The 18,599-nt window shown below is 44.4% G+C and carries 16 protein-coding genes and 1 tRNA gene; 10 read left to right on the top strand and 7 right to left on the bottom strand.

Annotation, left to right across the window (positions count from 1 at the left end):
• Nucleotides 1–79: 79 nt before the first annotated feature.
• From ABLA33_RS07990 to gmd, 4 genes are all read right to left on the bottom strand, one after another.
• Nucleotides 80–385, bottom strand: a complete 306-nt coding sequence (locus tag ABLA33_RS07990; protein WP_315091792.1) for a helix-turn-helix transcriptional regulator — start codon at nt 383–385, stop codon at nt 80–82.
• On the bottom strand, nt 369–698 hold the full coding sequence (locus ABLA33_RS07995; protein WP_347719906.1) for a type II toxin-antitoxin system RelE/ParE family toxin: 330 nt from the start codon (nt 696–698) through the stop codon (nt 369–371). The genes ABLA33_RS07990 and ABLA33_RS07995 overlap by 17 nt, the downstream gene beginning before the upstream one ends.
• A gap of 971 nt (nt 699–1,669) precedes the next feature.
• Nucleotides 1,670–2,878, bottom strand: a complete 1,209-nt coding sequence (locus ABLA33_RS08000; RefSeq protein WP_347719907.1) for a GDP-L-fucose synthase — start codon at nt 2,876–2,878, stop codon at nt 1,670–1,672.
• Between the two features lie 4 nt (nt 2,879–2,882).
• On the bottom strand, nt 2,883–3,977 hold the full coding sequence (gene gmd, locus ABLA33_RS08005) for a GDP-mannose 4,6-dehydratase (protein WP_347719908.1): 1,095 nt from the start codon (nt 3,975–3,977) through the stop codon (nt 2,883–2,885).
• A gap of 239 nt (nt 3,978–4,216) precedes the next feature.
• Here gmd and ABLA33_RS08010 point away from each other — a divergent pair, with 239 nt between their 5' ends.
• From ABLA33_RS08010 to rbr, 4 genes are all read left to right on the top strand, one after another.
• Entirely contained in the window at nt 4,217–4,618 is a 402-nt protein-coding gene (locus ABLA33_RS08010; protein WP_347719909.1) for an HIT family protein, read from the top strand.
• A gap of 80 nt (nt 4,619–4,698) precedes the next feature.
• Nucleotides 4,699–4,772 (top strand) — tRNA-Ile (locus ABLA33_RS08015).
• A 190-nt stretch (nt 4,773–4,962) separates the two neighbouring features.
• A complete protein-coding gene (locus ABLA33_RS08020; protein WP_347719910.1) occupies nt 4,963–6,054 on the top strand; it encodes a TraB/GumN family protein in 1,092 nt (363 codons plus the stop codon).
• Between the two features lie 62 nt (nt 6,055–6,116).
• Entirely contained in the window at nt 6,117–6,659 is a 543-nt protein-coding gene (rbr, locus tag ABLA33_RS08025; RefSeq protein WP_311489861.1) for a rubrerythrin, read from the top strand.
• A 525-nt stretch (nt 6,660–7,184) separates the two neighbouring features.
• Here the strand turns inward: rbr and greA are convergent.
• Nucleotides 7,185–7,652, bottom strand: coding sequence for a transcription elongation factor GreA (greA, locus tag ABLA33_RS08030; protein WP_311489862.1), 468 nt, complete (start codon nt 7,650–7,652; stop codon nt 7,185–7,187).
• A 191-nt stretch (nt 7,653–7,843) separates the two neighbouring features.
• Complete coding sequence (locus tag ABLA33_RS08035) at nt 7,844–8,593, bottom strand: tetratricopeptide repeat protein (protein WP_347719911.1); 750 nt, start codon at nt 8,591–8,593, stop codon at nt 7,844–7,846.
• 255 nt (nt 8,594–8,848) lie between these two features.
• Between ABLA33_RS08035 and ABLA33_RS08040 the strand changes: the two genes are divergently transcribed.
• The 3 genes from ABLA33_RS08040 to ABLA33_RS08050 all read left to right on the top strand — a co-directional run bounded on the left by ABLA33_RS08040 (nt 8,849) and on the right by ABLA33_RS08050 (nt 15,497).
• Nucleotides 8,849–12,271 (top strand): hypothetical protein, encoded by a 3,423-nt coding sequence (locus ABLA33_RS08040; RefSeq protein ID WP_347719912.1) that lies wholly within the window; start codon nt 8,849–8,851, stop codon nt 12,269–12,271.
• Nucleotides 12,272–12,683: 412 nt separating this feature from the next.
• Nucleotides 12,684–14,645 (top strand): DNA topoisomerase (ATP-hydrolyzing) subunit B, encoded by a 1,962-nt coding sequence (gene gyrB / locus ABLA33_RS08045; protein WP_311489865.1) that lies wholly within the window; start codon nt 12,684–12,686, stop codon nt 14,643–14,645.
• Nucleotides 14,646–14,939: 294 nt separating this feature from the next.
• Nucleotides 14,940–15,497 (top strand): sugar O-acetyltransferase, encoded by a 558-nt coding sequence (locus ABLA33_RS08050; protein WP_347719913.1) that lies wholly within the window; start codon nt 14,940–14,942, stop codon nt 15,495–15,497.
• 3 nt (nt 15,498–15,500) lie between these two features.
• On the opposite strand, the gene ABLA33_RS08055 is transcribed toward ABLA33_RS08050, so the two are convergent.
• Nucleotides 15,501–16,022, bottom strand: coding sequence for a pyridoxamine 5'-phosphate oxidase family protein (locus ABLA33_RS08055; protein WP_347719914.1), 522 nt, complete (start codon nt 16,020–16,022; stop codon nt 15,501–15,503).
• A gap of 700 nt (nt 16,023–16,722) precedes the next feature.
• Between ABLA33_RS08055 and ABLA33_RS08060 the strand changes: the two genes are divergently transcribed.
• The 3 genes from ABLA33_RS08060 to ABLA33_RS08070 are packed head-to-tail and all read left to right on the top strand — an operon-like array spanning nt 16,723 to nt 17,942.
• Entirely contained in the window at nt 16,723–16,956 is a 234-nt protein-coding gene (locus tag ABLA33_RS08060; RefSeq protein WP_347719915.1) for a hypothetical protein, read from the top strand.
• 6 nt (nt 16,957–16,962) lie between these two features.
• Nucleotides 16,963–17,382: a hypothetical protein gene (locus ABLA33_RS08065; protein ID WP_347719916.1), complete on the top strand. Its 420-nt coding sequence runs from the start codon at nt 16,963–16,965 to the stop codon at nt 17,380–17,382.
• 5 nt (nt 17,383–17,387) lie between these two features.
• On the top strand, nt 17,388–17,942 hold the full coding sequence (locus tag ABLA33_RS08070) for a hypothetical protein (protein ID WP_347719917.1): 555 nt from the start codon (nt 17,388–17,390) through the stop codon (nt 17,940–17,942).
• Nucleotides 17,943–18,599: the final 657 nt, after the last annotated feature.

An 18,599-nucleotide genomic window follows, 5' to 3' on the forward strand; every position in this document is an offset into this window, starting at 1 on the left:
TCCCAAGCATGGGGAAAGGACGAGGAGAATCTTACACACTTTTTCAGACATTACCTCCTGTCCCCCCTCTTCGTTTGCTTTACATCCCTATAGGATTAGTAATATCAATACGCAGGCCCAGCGCATTGATCAAGCGGAAAAACAATCCTACGCCAGGCTCTACCACTCCATTCTCAATCTTAGAGATATAAGACTTTGTTGTCCCTACACGCAGGGCAAGTTCGCTTTGTGACACTTTGGCTTCCTTGCGTGCTTGAAGAAGTAGTTGTGCTGCATAGAAAGCCTTAGCTTCTTCTTCGAATTGCAAGCGTTCAGGGCTGCCCTCTTTACCATATCGTGATTCTAATATGGCATCATAGTCTGTGATGTTATTCTTTTTCTGCATAGTATTGTTCTTTTATTTTTAATGCCTTTTCTATTTCCATGCTCGGTGTCTTCTGTGTCTTTTTCTGAAATCCGTTGAACAACACAACTATTTGTCCATCATCAAAAATAAAAAAGACACGATAGATGTTCCCATTAAATTCCGTGCGCAATTCGAATAGGCCTTCTCGAATGAGTTTGACAAACTTTGTGGAAAGCCGCTCTTGAGTTTTCAGAAGCTGTAAGCCATAATCAATCTTTCGTCGCTCTCCTTCGCTTAGCTGTTCGATAAAGTCTAAAAAGTATCTTTTATAAACTCTTATCTTTCTGTTCATAGGGCAAAGATAAAAAGAAAGTTTCCATATAACGCAACTTTTTGTAGTTTATTAAGTATATAGGAAGAGAATTTTATTTGAAGATGAGTTGCAACTATACAGATCCATTAGTCTCCGGCTGCGTCGCACTGCAAGCGTTGAGGGAGAAACTCAGATGGGTAGGGGTGGCTGCTGTGCGACACCGCCGGTGTCGTAGGGTGGGTTTGTCTACCTTCCACGGGTTCGCCCTTTGGGCATCACCCGCGGTTACGCATAGTGTGTCCCCTCTGGAGACAGTGGGTGAGCACGTGGAGGCGTTTCGCCTGCCTCCGTCCTTGCTATCGCATATAGTCTTGTGAATGCTCTCATCCACTACTTCGCCAGCCTCTGTTCTTGCATATCGCGTATAGTCTGTAGACACTTTCACTACCTCTCCTCCTCAGTAGCATCCACACAGAGACATTCTCGCCTCCGGCGGAGGCGCACCATGCTTAACCGCGGGTGATGCCCGAAGGGTGAACCCGTGGAGAAGAGGACAGAGAGAACTCCGACGCCGGCGGCGTCGCACTGCAAGCGTGGAGGGAGCATCACTCCCTCTCTCTAAGAGAAACGCAAATTTTGTTGTTATACAGGAGAGAAGTAATTGAAAAATAGTGGTTTAGGTGAGTAATAACAAGTTTTTTTGTTGTCACACTTATATCATGCATGTTTTCAGATACTTATACTCACAGTGTGACAACGTGACAACAGAAAAACAAGCACACAAGAAGGGTGCACTTCCCCATACTCTTCCTTCCCTTGATTGTGTTCTCCGCCACAATAAGCGCGCCAGCTGACACAATAAGCCTTTCAGCTCACATCCTTATTGTATTTTTTAACACAATAAGGAAATCTACGCTAACCTTTCTTATATCTACACATCTCCTCCAGAAAAAGCTAAAAAAATCTTCAGAATCTTCTGAAGATTTTCAACATAATTGGTGTGATTTATTCTAATGTTCAAGACTTTCTTTATACCAACGATACAGACGGCTAACACCTTCTTCAATTTCTACGCGATGAGTCCAGCCAAGACTATGGAGCTTGTCAACATCGATTAGTTTTCGTGGCGTACCATTGGGCTTGGTTTTATCCCATACGATTTCGCCCTGAAATCCGACAGTATGAACGATGAGGTCAGCAAGAGCACGGATGGTGATTTCCTTACCTGTACCGATATTGATGTGGCAGTTGCGGATTTCGCCTAAATCGGGAATAGCTCCACCTCGACCTTCACTGTTATCACGATTTACAGCGCCATCAGTACGTGTTCCGTAAAAAACACTGGAATACTTCTCCACACCAATAATGTCCTTGAAATCAACATTTAGCAGGACGTGGACACTGGCATCTGCCATATCTTCGCTCCAAAGAAACTCGCGGAGCGGACTCCCATTCCCCCATAGCATGACACGATTGTCTTCGATGCCGTAGAAAGCCAATGCTTGAAGAATGCGCTCTTTAGAATCTTCACCATCCACATTGCCCTCACCTATCAGTGCTCGTAGATTGTCCGTAGGATTTATAGGACGTTTGTTCATATCGGCTCGGATGGCGTCCCAATCGTTGTCATGGATGAGTCGGGCAAGGTATATTTTTCGCATCATTGCTGGCATGACATGTGAGTTTTCCAGATGGAAGTTATCATTAGGGCCGTAGAGATTTGTGGGCATAACAGCAATGTAGTTTGTACCATACTGCAAGTTGTAGCTCTCACACATTTTTAGCCCCGCTATTTTTGCAATGGCATATTCCTCATTGGTATATTCGAGCGGCGAAGTGAGCAGGCAGTTTTCCTTCATGGGCTGGGGAGCATTCTTTGGATAGATGCAGGTGGAGCCGAGAAAGAGGAGTTTTTGAACTTTGTGTGAATAGGCACTACTGATGACATTGCACTGCATCTTCATGTTTTGCATGATGAAGTCTGCGCGATAGATCGAATTGGCCATGATGCCACCCACGAAAGCTGCTGCAAGAACTACAGCATCTGGGCGTTCCGCCTCGAAAAACTGCTCGACGGCGTATTGATCCGTCAAGTCGAGTTCTTGATGAGAACGTTTCACAAGGTTTGTATAACCACGCCGTAGGAGGTTTTCACAAATGGCCGACCCAACAAGTCCGTTGTGTCCGGCAACGTAAATTTTAGCTGTTTTCTCTAACATGTTGTTACTTAACAATTCCCTTCTCCAAATATTCCACAAGATTTGTTCTGACTTGTTCGCTGGCTCGTTCTGCCGCCACTTTAGCCATATCGCTATCAACCATAAGGTTGACGAGTTCTTCAAAGCTGGTTTTATTCGGATTCCAACCTAATTTTGCTTTGGCCTTTGTCGGGTCGCCCCAAAGATTGATCACATCGGTAGGGCGGAAGAAGTCGGGCGACACTTCAATAAGCACTTCCCCCGTGGCCTTGTTGATACCTTTTTCATTGATGCCTTCTCCATGAAATTCAAGTTCTATCCCCACACGCTTAAAAGCGTAGTAGCAAAATTCGCGTACGCTATGCTGAACCCCTGTAGCGATGACGAAGTCCTCGGGGACTTTGTTCTGCAAGATGAGCCACATACATTCCACATAATCTTTGGCGTAACCCCAATCGCGCAAGGAACTAAGGTTTCCCAGGTAGAGCTTTTTCTGTTTCCCTTGCTTGATGCGTGCAGCAGCAAGGGTAATTTTGCGCGTCACGAAAGTTTCGCCACGGCGCTCGCTTTCGTGATTAAATAAGATTCCCGAACAGCAGAACATGCCATAAGCTTCGCGATATTCGCGAACAATCCAATAGCCGTAGAGCTTTGCAACAGCGTAGGGACTATAAGGGTGGAACGGCGTGTTCTCGTTTTGCGGCACTTCCTCCACTTTGCCGTAGAGTTCAGAAGTTGAAGCCTGATAGATGCGGCAACTGTCCGTCAATCCCGTATTGCGAACAGCTTCGAGAATGCGCAAAACACCCGTAGCATCAATGTTGGCCGTGTATTCCGGAGAGTCGAAACTCACCTGCACATGACTTTGTGCCGCCAAGTTGTAGATTTCCGTAGGGCGCACCCTACCAATGACTCCCATAAGACTCATGGAATCGCCTAAATCGGCATAGTGGAGATGAAAGTGTGGATGTCCTTCAAGATGGGCAATGCGCTCACGAAAGTCCACAGAAGAACGGCGAATGATGCCGTGCACTTCGTAATCTTTTTCTAAAAGAAATTCGGAGAGATAAGAACCATCTTGTCCTGTTATGCCCGTGATGAGTGCGATGTTTTTTGCCATATTTTCTTAATGTGCTAATAAGTAAAAGTGCCAATGCCATTATTAAAATTCTCTTATAGAGAGATTACAAAAATAGGAAAAATTGTCAGACGAATACATTATTTTTCCTACGAAAGGGAGGAAACTACTACAACACTATCATGCTACATCACAAAATTTCTGTATAAACCCGAGAGAAAGCGAGCACGTTTCAGCAAAAGTAACTATCTTCGCCTTATATCATCAAAACATCATTCAGCATGACACTATTTAGCAAAATCGTAGCAGGCGAAATTCCCTCCTATCGCTGTGCAGAAAATGAAGAATTCTATGCTTTCTTAGACATCAGTCCGCTCTCACAAGGCCATACCCTCGTCATCCCCAAGCGCGAAGAGGATTATTTCTTCGACCTCACCGACGACGAACTGAGCCGCATGATAGTATTCACGAAGCGCGTAGCTCGCGCCATCAAAACGGCCTTCCCCTGCATCAAAGTGGGTATGGCGGTTCTGGGACTGGAAGTGAACCACGCTCACATCCACCTCGTCCCTATGCAAACAGAAGGCGACATGGATTTCCGCAAGGAGAAACTCCATCTCTCCGCCGAGGAAATGCAACAAACAGCCCACAAGATTCTCACCGCTTTCGAGGCTGAAAAGTAAATTTTAGTCTCCCTTATTTGGTAGAATCCTTAACTTTTTCTATTTTTGCAACGCAAAGTTCATTCACCGACCTTTGCACCGGACTTGTAGCTCAGTTGGTTAGAGCAACAGACTCATAATCTGGAGGTCCTAGGTTCAAGCCCTAGCTGGTCCACATAAAGAAGAAATCAGTGATTTAGAAACTATCTAAGTCACCGATTTTTCCTTTTTATGAAATTGCTATATCTGTTTGTCAGTACGCATTAAAACCTTAGTTTCTAACGATGATTTTTGTTTTTTTATAGGCATAATTTGTGTGAGAAGCATTGTTTTATTTTAACTTTGCAACAGAAACTTTTAAGAGCATGATAAAGAATATTTTACGAGGCTCTGGAATGATCAGAGCTGCGGTCGTTCTGATGCTGGTAGCTTTCAGCATCTCTGGGATTTCGGCTCAAACGGCAAAGAAAGATACGATTCCGAGTGCGCTGATGTATCGCATTTCGGGGAATGGACTTACTGCGCCATCGTATATCTTCGGATCTGTGCATACCGTGCCCCACGAGTTTGTGAGTCGTAGCCAAAAGTTTATGGAGATTGCGCACAACGTGCAGCGCATCGTCACGGAAATCGACCATCGCCAAAGCAAGCTGTACAACGATTCAAACATGGCGTCTGCCAAAGCTCTCTCCGAGCAGATTCTCCCTTATATCATGCTCCCCGCAGATAGCCAAATGCAGGTCATAGCCCCCGCAAAATTCCATACCGTTGATTCGCTCTTACACCGCTATCATCTGGTGAAATTTCTCGTACCTACCGACACTTGTTGGTGGCACTACGAACCAGGAGTGTTTGCTGCATCAGCGGTGCAACTGGCGATGGAGATGTATGCCATTTTAGGACAAGAATATATTGGGGTGAAAACGGGACAGAAATCAGTCATGATAGATGAGTATATGAACGTATTGGCCGATTCTCTTCACAAGGACTACGCTCAGTTGGAGTCGCTCGAATATCAGAAAAGTCTGCTCCCTCAGATCATGATCGACTTCCGAAAAGTGAAAATTGATTCCACCTTTATCAACAAGATGCACCGTGGTCTTGCCAATCTTGGCCCTATCGCCAATAGAGCTAATATGCTGTATGAAGTCATGACATCGCTGGACGGGATGATGGTATATGCACATCAAATGCTCAAGGCATATATGAGTCAAGACGGGCAGCGCACAGCTCAAGTCATGGCAGCTGCCGACAAGCAGGCCTTTCAGCAAATGGGGCAGCAGATTGCGCTCACAGAACGCAACGATCGCTGGATGAAAGTGATGCCCTCCATGATGAAGGAGAAATCGAACCTCTTCGTGGTTGGCCTCCTACACCTCACCTCCACAGATGCAGGCCCTGGCATTGTGGAAATGCTCAAGAAAGCAGGCTATACCATAGAGCCTGTGCGTATCTAAGAGTAAAAAAGAACATAGAGAAAACGAACATAACATATAGTTTTACATAATAAGACATAACAATGAAAGATTTAAAAGGAACTAAGACAGAGAAGAACCTGGAAACCGCGTTTGCAGGTGAGAGCATGGCTCGCAATAAGTATTCTTTCTATGCTTCAAAGGCAAAGAAAGATGGTTTTGAACAAATTGCAGCTCTCTTTGAAGAGACAGCTCAAAACGAGAAGGAACACGCCAAAATGTGGTTTAAATACCTTCATGGTGGCAACATAGGCACTACCAGCGAAAACCTCGAGGATGCTGCAGCGGGCGAGAACTACGAATGGACAGATATGTACGCCACTATGGCGAAGGAAGCACGCGAAGAAGGCTTCACGGAGATTGCTGCTAAATTCGAACTCGTAGCAGCTATTGAGAAGCACCACGAAGAGCGCTACCGCAAGCTCCTCGAAAATATCGAGGAAGGCATCGTATTTAGCCGCGACGGTGATCGCATCTGGAAGTGCCGCAACTGTGGCCATATCGTGATTGGTCCGAAAGCTCCTCAGGTTTGCCCCACTTGCAACCATCCGCAGAGCTACTTCGAGATTAATGCTGAAAACTATTGATAAACTGAGGTAATCGCTCCACTTGTACGCCGACCAACTTTATGAGGTCGGCCGCAAACTGAGCACAGACCTTTCGCAACTTAGTTTTCAAAACTAAACATTCAAGGCTGTCATTTTGATGCTCTCCTGCATCGGTGACAGCCTTCTTTTATGGATAAAAATACTTAGCTCTTTCTTCTTGTAGCTCCGTTTGTATCGGACTTTCTTTTTTTCTGTTGTCACACATTGAGTAGGAAGATTATGGGCGTGACAACAGTGTGACAATAAAAAATGTTGTCACTCAATTAAAGCTATTGTTTATCAACGCTTTCTCTCCTGCGTGACAATGTGACAACAAAAACTGCGTTTTTCTTGGGCGGGAGAGGAGAGATATTCCCTCCACGCTTGCAATGCGATGCACTGCACTCACCTCTGCTCGTCTGAGTTGCTCTCGAGAAAGCAGTGTATAAAAAAGCGGCGAGCGCAGTTGTCTCCGATGGAGATATCGTGCGTTCGCCGCTTGTGGGGGATTTGCGGATTAAGCAATTAGGCAATAGAGATCTTTATGATTTCGAGTTGGATGATGCCTTGTGGAATTTTTACCTCAACAATGTCGCCCACTTTGTGGCCGAGCAATCCTTGAGCAATCGGTGTGCGACTGCTGATTTTACCTTCGCGCAGGTTGGCCTCGCTTTCGCTCACGATGGTGTACTTCATCGTCATACCGTTCTTCACGTTTTTCATTTCCACGGTAGAGAGAATCTGCACAGTCTCGTTGCTGAGCTTGCTGGTGTCGATAATCTTTGCGTGTGCAATAGTTTCCTTTAGTTGGTTAATCTTCATTTCGAGCATAGCTTGAGCTTCTTTTGCTGCATCGTATTCGCTATTCTCACTCAGATCGCCTTTGTCGCGCGCTTCTGCAATCGCTGCAGAGGCTGCGGGGCGGTCGATTCGTTCCATGTGACGAATCTGAGCTACAATCTTATCGTAGCCCTCTTGGGTCATGTAAGCCATTGTTATTTGTTGTTATTAGTTGTTCAACAATAGTACAAAAACAAAAGAACTCTCGCTCTAGACAAGTGAGAATCCTTTACATCCTGTATGTTATTTTTCGTTTCTGTTGGCAAAGGTAGGCTTTTAATTCAGACATACCAAATTTTTCCTGTTTTTTAACCCTATAGCGCAGATGCCAAGAGAAACGTTGCCTATTGTTCGAGGCCTATTTCTTCTAAGATGGTCAAAGCTTGTCGGGCAGCGGCACCACCCAGTTTGACCGCATGGCGGAGGTGAGGGAGAGCTTCCTGGTTGTGACCTTGACGATGGAGGAGCTGCCCGATTTTGAGTTCTGCCTCGAGCAATCCTCGAGAGGCGGCCATATCGTACCAAGTGCGCGCTTCATCAGGTTTTTCAAATTCGAGCATCTCTCCTATATAATAAGGCGCGTAGAGATCGCCTTTATCGGAAGCTTTTTTGAAGTATTTGATAGCTTTCTTGGGCGAAGCCTCCACGCCACGCCCCGAGCGATAGAGCAGGGCGAGGTTGAACATACCCAACGCGTGTCCCTTGTCTGCCGCCCGCTCGTAGTATTTAGCCGCCAGCGGATAGTTGCGCGGTTGTCCCTGTCCTTGTTCGGCCATCATCCCGAGACGAATCAGCGCGCTGAGGTTGCCTTTCTTCGCTGCGCGTTCGTACCAAGTGAGTGCCGTTGCGTAGTTGGCTTGTGTGGGGAGTTCGAGCGAAAGCATATTGGCCAAGTCCACTTGCGCCTCGACGAGCCCTTGTTTAGCAGCCAAGGATAGGAAGTGAATAGCTTCTTTCAACGTGGGCTCAAAGCGGTCTTCTCCCTCAGCAGGAGTAATCATGAGATCAAACTCGCGATAGCGATTGCCCAGTTCTCTTTGTGCTTCAGCATCACCAGCCAATGCCTTGTTGCGTAAATCTGCTTCGTTGTTCATTATTTTTCTTTTATCTGCGAAATTACGTATTTCTGTTGGATTTTTCTGCTTTTAGCTTCTCTTTTGTATAGTGCTCTTGTCATTTCAAGTAGTTAAAACTTTGCAAAAAGTTGGTATGTTTTAAGAAACGTATTATATTTGTCCGTCTTATGCGAAAGAAGAGTATCTTCAGGATACGCATTTTGCTGCATTTTGCATATCAAGATTACAAATAGAGACTTAAATAAATTGTTAAACTCAAAAAACTGTTACGTAATGAAGAAGATTTCTTACCTTTTTTCATTATTACTTCTATCTCTGATAGGAGTAAATGCGTATGCCCAGAAGTACACTCTTGGCGAACAGCTGTCGGCAATCCCGACAGATGGTAGCAAGGTTGTTATCCAGAATGTTGGGCATAGCAAGTATTGGAATGGCGATGCCGATCTGACCTCCCAAGTGGGCGATGAGAGTCTCGTCATTTTCGAACCCACGGGCGAAGAAGTGAATGGTGAGCCCACCTATCGCTTCAAGCAAGTATCTACCGGCAAGTACATTCAGAATGTAATCCTTGATGGTGGTATGGACACTCAGGATAAGGGTGGTGCATGGATTCCTTACACTTCTAATCCTTCTGATGCTCTTGTCTTCACAGCTATGGCTGCTGAGCAAAACAGTACCGACTTCCGTAAGAAGGTGACTGGTAAGTTTGTTGAAGGTGGTTTTGTGTTTGCTTCAACTTACACATACCTGAACAACAACAACCTGACAGCTACTTACATCGAGGCTGAGCACGTACATCCTTACCTCGCTCCTTGGACGGGTGGTACAGAATGGCTCATCTTCTCTGTGTCTGAAGCTCATGGTGCAGAATATATCGGCAATGCCATCAATATGTTCTATCCCAATGGCGAGCCCACTACGGATCAGTATTCTGTAGGTACTCTCCCTGGTCAGATCTCCCAAGCAACATTGGATGCTGCTAAGGCTGCATTCCAGGCTGCTGTTGCAGCTCAGGCTAACCCTGCTCTGACGGATGCTGAGGCTGAAACTCTCGTTCAGAACCTCAAATCTACTGCTGAAGCTCTGAAGAATACGAACCCTGTAACTGCTGGTTACTACTATTTGAACGATAGCCGTGCTACTGCAAGCCATGCTTACGACAATGGTTCTAAACTGATGATCAAGAGTGGTGTGACTCACGAATCTCCCGCTACTGTTAACGATGTTGCTTACATCTTCCAGTTCATCCCAACAGGTGAGGAAGGTAAGTTCTATATCAAGAACTTCGGTACGAGCAACTATGTGAAGTATACGGGTGCTAATACAGCTTATGCAACTTCTTCTGATCAGTTCGCTTGGACTGTATCTAAGAGCACATTCAGCAGCAATACATTCAATATTGGTAAGACGGAGAGCGATGGTCTTTGGAATACATACACAAGCCAGGGCTTCATCTCTCAGTGGAACCAGAAGAACGATCCAGGTGATGCTTTCGTATTCACTCCGGTTCCCGAATCTGAGATTACGGCTCTTGTAAGCCAGGTGGCTCAGAACAAGCTCAACGTGGCTCTTAACGGCATTTATGAAAAGTCTTCTGTACTCAACACAGAGTGCCGCGTTTATACTTGTGATGTTCCCAACAGAACAGCAGAAGGTTATGTAACTTTCGACGAAGCTGGTCTTGTTACTGACGCAGCTCAGTTCTCTTCTAATGCTAAGCAAGGCAACGAAGGTTCTTTCGAAGGTCTTATCGACAACGTTGCAGGTCCTAAGGGTGCTTCTGGTAACAACTGGTATTTCCACTCTGCATGGCAGGGCGCTATCCGTGAGAACCACTATCTGCAGGTGAACCTCAACGATGCTGTTCAGAAACCTCTCTTCCAGTTTGCTAAGCGTTACAACGCAAATGGCGTGAACGACCTCCAGCTCTTCCGCTTGCTCGCAACTAACGATACAACTGGTACTTGGGCTGACGAAGGCCTCTATGGTGTTAACTACACGCAGAATGCTATTATCGGTAGCGACACGCTGAAGAATGGCGCAGCTATGGTTGCTCCTACTCTCACTCAACCTTATAAGTTCTTCCGCATTGTCTGCCTCAACTCAACAGGTAATCAGCAGCTCAATGGCTTCAAGTTCTTCCACATTGGTGAATTCCGTGTGTACAACAATGCACAGCTCGACGCAGCTCGTTCTACAATTTCTCAGGTTCCTGCAGCTGACGTTGCAGCATTCGAAACTGCTCTTGCTAACGCTCGTCGCGAGTTGAACAACAAGGCTGCTACGCAAGCTACTATCGATGCTCTGACTCAGGCTTACGACAAGGTGAAGGCTGCTCTGCCCGATCCTTCTACTGTTAGATCTTTGCTCAACGCACTGAAGACTCAGCTCACTAAGCTTCCGTTCTCTGATACTCCTTCTGTTGGTTTCTTCCCCACAAGCGCTAAGACAGCTGCTCAGACTGTTGTAGACGAGGTTTCTACCCTCGCAAACAACAAGCCTAATGCAAACGACTGGACGGTTGCTGAACTTCAGGCAGCTCAAGCTAAGTTGGCTGAAGCTAAGAAGACACTCGAAGCTAAGATGGTTCTCCCAACAGCTGGTAAGATCTACACTATCCGCACTGCAACAAGCAGCACTGCTGACGGTCGTGCCGCTAACGCTCCTGTTTACGCTGTGAACAACGGCTTCGGTACTGGTATCCGCTATATGGCTCCTAACCAGTCTGGCGCTGACTCTGTGAAGGTAGACGATCACTATGGTTACAACTGGCTTGTTGAAAGCGTTGATGCTGCTAACCAGACTGTACGTCTGAAGAATATGGGTACTGGTCGCTACATGGATCTCCAGAACCAGTTGAACGCAAATGTTACCCTCTCTGACACTGCTCGCGACATCCAGCTCTCTTCTGCTTACGATGTTAACTCTGGCGCAATGAACATCAAGGTGGGTACTGACAAGTATCTCAACACTGGTGCTGCTGGTCGTATCGTAGCTTACAACGGTGATATCAAGGCAGGTTTGAATAATGGTGCATTCACTATGGCTGAATCTGCTCTCAGCACTGACGGTACTTTCGTAGCTGTTACTAAGGGTAAGGGTCAAATCATCACTATGCCGTTCGATATCGATGGCTTCTATGGTAATGGTAAGGCATACTCATTCTTGGGTCTCCACGCTACTGGCACTGACACTGTTCTTGCATTCCAGGAAATCTCTGGCACAATCCCCGCAGGTACTCCTGTTTACTATGTAGCTGATGCTAACGAAAATGAAGTTAACGTAGGTGTAACACTCACTGGCGGTCAACCGACATTCGCTTTCGAAGGTAAGACTAACAACGGTATGATTGGTACTGTAGATGGTACGAAGATCACTAAGTTCACTTCTCTGAACTTCTACTCTGCAACTCTCTCTCCCGTACGTGCTTCTAACCCCGAATACATGAGAAATGTAGGCGCTAACAGCGGTTACTTCTCTGGCTTGGCAATGACTACTGAAGCTGGCAACCTCCAGGTGGCTCTGCCTAACAATGTTACTGCTCAGGAGCTTCTCAATGAGAACCTCTCAACGGGTATCGGCCTCGTAGTGGAAGGCAATAAGGCTAACGTTGTTTACGACCTCCAGGGTCGTCGCGTACAGAACGTGAAGTCTGGCCTCTATATCATCAACGGTAAGAAGGTTTTGGTAAAGTAATCAAATCATTTCTTCAATAATTCTCAAGGGCTGTCTCCGACAAAAGGAGGCAGCCCTTTTTGTGTATGTATGAATCCACTCACTGAAGACTGTCCTTTTCTTTATTCTAAGCGTCTTTTCTCATATCCCCTTTGAATGTATACATACTGCTTCAAAGCCGTTAAGAAACGCATATATTGTGCCTTAAAATGCTATAAGGAAGCTGACTGATAGCCTTATTGCGTCAGCTGATACAATAAGGCTGTCAGCCGACATCTTTATTGTATCTACGCCCCCAAAGCATCGAGGCATAGAGACGTGTAATTCTTAGTAGAGCAGTATCCTCCTTTTTACCCTTAAACCTTTGTCGTTACTTAGGAAAAATCGTATATTTGTAACCTATATGAGACAAGATAAAAACAAAGCATAATATATGGAAGAAATCGAACAGAACGGCTCCAATTATTCCGCCTCCAATATCCAAGTTCTTGAAGGTTTGGAAGCGGTACGCAAGCGCCCTGCCATGTACATTGGTGATACAGGTGAACGAGGCTTACACCATCTGGTTTACGAAACGGTGGACAACTCTATCGACGAAGCCCTTGCTGGCTATTGTACTCACATTGAAGTAACAATTTGTGAGGACAATTCTATCGTTGTGCAAGACAATGGTCGCGGTATTCCCGTAGATATGCACCCCAAAGAGCATCGTTCTGCCCTCGAGGTTGTTATGACCGTGCTCCATGCCGGTGGTAAGTTCGACAAAGGTTCCTATAAAGTCAGTGGCGGTCTTCACGGTGTTGGTGTGAGCTGCGTTAACGCTCTCTCCACTCACATGAAGTCGCAAGTGTTCCGCGATGGTAAAATCTACCAGCAGGAATACGAAAAAGGAAAACCGCTCTACAGTGTAAAGGTGGTGGGTGAAACCGAACTGAGAGGTACTCGCCAGCAGTTCTGGCCGGATGATACGGTGTTCTCTACCACGACTTACAACTACGATACTCTTTCCAACCGTATGCGTGAGTTGGCCTACCTCAATGCAGGCTTAAAAATCACGCTGACCGATCTCCGCAAGGACGATGAAGGAAACATCCGCCAGCAAGAGTTCTTCAGTGAGCAAGGTCTGCCGGAGTTCGTTCGCTATCTGGACAGCAGTCGCTCACATCTCTTCGACGATGTCATCCATATCTCAACCAACAAAAATGGCTTGCCCATCGATGTGGCTGTGATGTACAACACAGGATATTCTGAAAATATCCATTCCTATGTCAACAATATCAATACGATAGAAGGTGGTACTCACTTAACAGGTTTCCGCCAAGCGCTCACGCGTGTGCTTAAAAACTACGCTGAACAGACAGCAGCAAAGCAGATAGAGAAAGCTAAAATCGAAATCAGTGGCGAAGACTTCCGCGAGGGTCTCACTGCTGTCATCAGTGTCAAAGTGGCCGAACCTCAGTTTGAGGGGCAAACTAAGACGCGTCTTGGCAACAGTGAAGTGACAGGTGCAGTCAATCAAGCAGTGGGTGAGGCTTTCACCAATTATTTGGAGGAGCATCCTAAGGAGGCAAAGCTCATTGTCGACAAAGTGATTCTGGCAGCAACAGCCCGCATCGCTGCGCGAAAGGCACGCGAGAGTGTGCAGCGCAAAAGTCCGCTCACGGGTGGCGGTTTACCAGGTAAGTTGGCCGACTGCTCTAGTAAAGATGCTGCTGAATGCGAACTTTTCCTTGTCGAGGGTGACTCAGCAGGTGGTTCTGCCAAGCAGGGACGCAGTCGTCGCACGCAAGCCATTCTGCCGCTCCGTGGTAAGATTCTCAACGTAGAGAAAGCCATGTGGCACAAAGCTTTCGAGAGCGATGAAGTCAACAACATCATTCAGGCCATGGGCGTTCGCTTCGGTCTGGACGGTGAAAGTAAAGAAGCCAATATCGAGAAATTGCGCTATCACAAGGTTATCATCATGGCCGATGCCGATGTCGATGGTCAGCACATCGCAACGCTCATCATGACTCTTTTCTATCGCTATATGCCACAACTCATTGAGGACGGTTATCTTTACATTGCCATGCCGCCCCTCTATCGTTGCAAAAGTAAGAAGGGTAACCACGAAGAATATTGCTATAATGAACAAGCACGCTTGCAGTTTATCAAAGACTACGGTGAAGGCTCAGAAGACAATATCGTGACGCAGCGCTACAAAGGTTTGGGTGAAATGAATCCCAGTCAGCTCTGGGAAACTACCATGAACCCCGAAACGCGCCTTCTCAAGCAAGTAACGCTCGAAAACGCTACCAACGCCGATTTCACCTTCTCTATGCTTATGGGTGAAGATGTTGGACCTCGTCGCGAGTTTATTGAGCGGAATGCCACATACGCTAATATTGATGCATAGACTTTACAAAAATATAGGTAAATCTTGAGAAATAATTGAGCAGACGCTTGGTAGTTTTGGATTTAACCTATATCTTTGCGTCAACAATAAGGAAAAGAGAGCAAAAGACTCTCCTTCCGAGGATCATGATAATAACACTCATCTATTATAGTATTTATCATCTCCGCTGTCTCTTCAGATGCGAATCTCAAGTACAGTAAATTTTGTAAAGTTTTAATAATACCATCTAGAGGCTCTCCGTATGCGAATACCGAGAGCCTCGAACTTTTTCTATATTTTATGTATCTTTGCGGAATGATGACAGATCGAGAAAAAGCATTATCGGGGCAGTGGTATAATCCCGCTGCCGATCCCGAACTCCGGCAGCAAATGAAGCGTACGCAAGCTTTGCTCTACGACTATAACCGCCTGCACCCGTCCGATAGCGAGGGGCGCGATGCGCTCATTCGTCAGATTCTGGGGCAGGTAGGCGAGGAGTGCTGCATTCTCCAACCTTTCCTTTGCGATTATGGCGTGAATATCAGCGTAGGTCATCATTTTTTTATGAACAAAGGTTGCCAAATCCTCGATGGCGGGCATGTAACTTTCGGCAATAATGTTTTCGTGGGTCCTATGTGTGGTTTTCATACAGCGATTCATCCCTTCGATGTTGAGCAACGCAATCGTGGCGAAGAGCGTGCCGAGCCCATCCGTGTGGGCAATAATGTATGGATTGGAGCGCAGGTTTGTGTGCTTCCGGGCGTCATCATTGGCGACAACTCTGTCATAGGTGCAGGCAGTGTTGTTTCGCGCGATATTCCCGCCGGCGTTGTTGCCGCCGGCAATCCTTGTCGAGTACTCCGAAAACTCTAATCTTCAATCTCCCTTACTGATAATAGGCGTTTGCGCTGTAACGCGCTTCGTTTTTCCCGTACAGTGTTCCACGTGCAGGCAGATGATAGCCGTACGGTGAAGGCTCTTTTCTACGTATTTATAACCCACAATCCTGTCGTTCGGGCTGAGCTTATCCACGAAAAGCCGCATAGCTTGCCGCCTCCGCTCTTCATCCTTCACAATCTCCGCCCTACACGTCAGCACAAGACTCCTGTAAGCCTCCGTAAACTTATTGGGTACAACGTGGCAGTCCTTCCCGATGATCGTATACGTCACGCGCGGTTCTCGCTCTATACATCTCAATTTCCGCCCCTCTGGCGCACAGTGCAGATACACCACATCCTCACTTTCGTCATAAACATAGTTGAGCGGAACGCCATACCCACCGCCATCTTCAGCCTGCATCGCCAAAAATCCGAAGTCAGCATCCTTAAGCAACTCCAGCGCACTCTCTTCATCCAGCAACCTATCCTGTCGCCGCACTTCAGAATTATCGTACTTCATTATTCTTTCTTTCGTTTTATACAAGCAAAGATACACCAACTCCCACAGTTCTGTTGCTTGATTTTATAAGTTTTTCTTCAAATCTCCGTTTGTCCTTTTCTCACAGTATTCGCATTTTCTTTAACCCATAGAGAACGATTCCCCAAAAGAGAATCCATCCACCTATCAACTCAATATTTGTGAGTGCATCTGATGAGTCGAAGCAGAATATTAACGAGAAAATCATTGCAAAAGCCACGAATATCAGCACAATAAATCTTCCTACTATCTTCATCTTTCTTTATTTAACTAATTAACGTGAGTTCGACGAATTATAAGTGTCTATAAATTTGGTGATCATAGCGATTTTGTTTGTAATTATTTGTATTTCAATACCTTAAAATTACAACAAATTTCACTAATCACCAAATTTATAGACACTTATAATTCATCGAACTCATGTTAATATTCGTTGAATACTGTCAAGCTGTATCTTTAGATTGTCATTTTCCATTTTTGCAATTTTCTAAGATAGGTATTGTTTACAAAGATAGGGCATTCGTTGGAGAAAAAGCCAAGAAAGGGAAATAAACAGAATAAAGCAATGTTTGAGATGAAAAGATGTTAAAGAAAACGTTTTTTATTTTAATTCCATTGGCATTTGAGATAAATATTATATCTTTGCAAAGCAAATGAGGTATATAATAAAACTTATTGCATTATGAGTAAACTTTTGGATGATTTGATAAACTTTCTTTCCTCTGCAACATATGAGCAGTTGAAAGCAAATTGGAAGTATTTGGAGCCTTATGAAAATATAGGACCAAATGCAAGAGAATTTGTTGAGTTTTTTGTGGAAGATTTTCAATACTCATTGCACAATGATGTTAGTAACTTGATTATTGTAAATAACAAAAAAAATCCAGAGTATAGCTTTGGATTTTTTCATTTATAGGTAAATATGGAAAAGGTTGCATTTAAATTTCACAACTACTATTTTACAAAAGCAAGAATACAATTTCCTGCACAGACTGAACGTAATTTAGACTTGAATGTAAAGTTCATTCCTAAAGGAGAGTTCTTTAAAGATAGAGCTATGTTCAATTTGGATTTAGGTGTTATTATATCATCGCATAATAATGAAATCGAAACACAGCTGGTAGAAATTGATTGCCATTCAGAATTTGTGTTCTCTGAACAAATTGAATTATGCAATATTCCGAGTTTCTTTTATCCCAATAGCATTGCTATTATTTTCCCTTACATTCGCGCATTTATTAGTACCCTTTCTTTACAAGCGAATATGAATCCTATAATTTTGCCTACGATGAACCTGACTTCTTTGCAAGAAGAGTTAAGGAATAATACTATAGAGAAATAGTAAAGATGCCCACTGACTTGTATCAAACTTTAGAAGACAAATCTAATGTTGATTATGTAGAAAAACACGGCCCTTTTATTTGTAAAAGGGGGGACGCGTGGTTAGGCAGAGGGTGTTATTATTGGGACACTTTCGTAGATAATGCCCATCTTTGGGGTAAAAAAATCTACAAGAAAACCAATAAAGACTATATAATATGCCTATCAAAGGTTGATTTTAATAATAAGAATGTCTACGATCTAGAGGATTCAAACACTTTGTTTGAATTTAAAATTTTAGAGGGAAAGCTTTCCGAGGTGTATCCAGGCAAAAATATAACAGTGGCTGTAGTGTTAGAACAATTAAAGCAATCACAGGAGTTTACTTATAAAGCGATTAGAGCAAGGGCTATGGACGATATGAATAGTCATATACAGAAAATATCATTTAAGATAGGGCACATTGCTTATCTTGACACTTGTCCTCATATACAAGTATGTATTCTTGATAAGACTTTTATTGGGGAAGATAATTTCAAAGTAATATTTCCGGATGAATACTGTGAGGATTATAGGATATAGTTTGTATTTAGTTGCATTAAATAACCTCATTACTTTTGATTTTTAGTAAATATAACCCTCTTTCTATATCCAGCAAATTTTTCCCACAGCTATGACTGTAATTACTCATGCACTCTTCTACAAAGTCAGAGTATGCTACTATTCCTTTGGTTATGCCCCTTGTGTTTCAACTGACTTCGGGTCTAAACCGCTGGGTACATTCTGATTGAGTATGACAGATTATTTCGTCTGTCATATCTTCCGTAGAGGGTGGAGTATTGCTGTAGTTTGACTTCTTCCCAGAAACTTCATGCTTAGAAAAATGGTTTCTTAATATACGACTTTCCTTTGTTAGATACAGTCGGTAAAGACAAACTGTCGCAATTGCAAGCCATTAGTATCATCTTGTTACCATTAAGGTAGCACTAAAGAATGTATGATCGACTGCAGAACAGTCATTTATATAAAACGATTAGTATTAATTAAACCTAAATAAATGATGCCAAATATAGTCTAATTATACTTTTCTCATAGTATTGTTGCATAGTACACTTTTAGTATATATTGAAAAAGTAAAAACCCTTGTAAATCAGCGATTTACAAGGGTTTTATAGTACCCAGAGCCGCATTTGAAATATTAAATACGGGAACATCTTATTTAATCCTATTAAATCTCAT

This window comes from uncultured Alloprevotella sp., from assembly GCF_963536905.1.
Taxonomy (GTDB): domain Bacteria; phylum Bacteroidota; class Bacteroidia; order Bacteroidales; family Bacteroidaceae; genus Alloprevotella.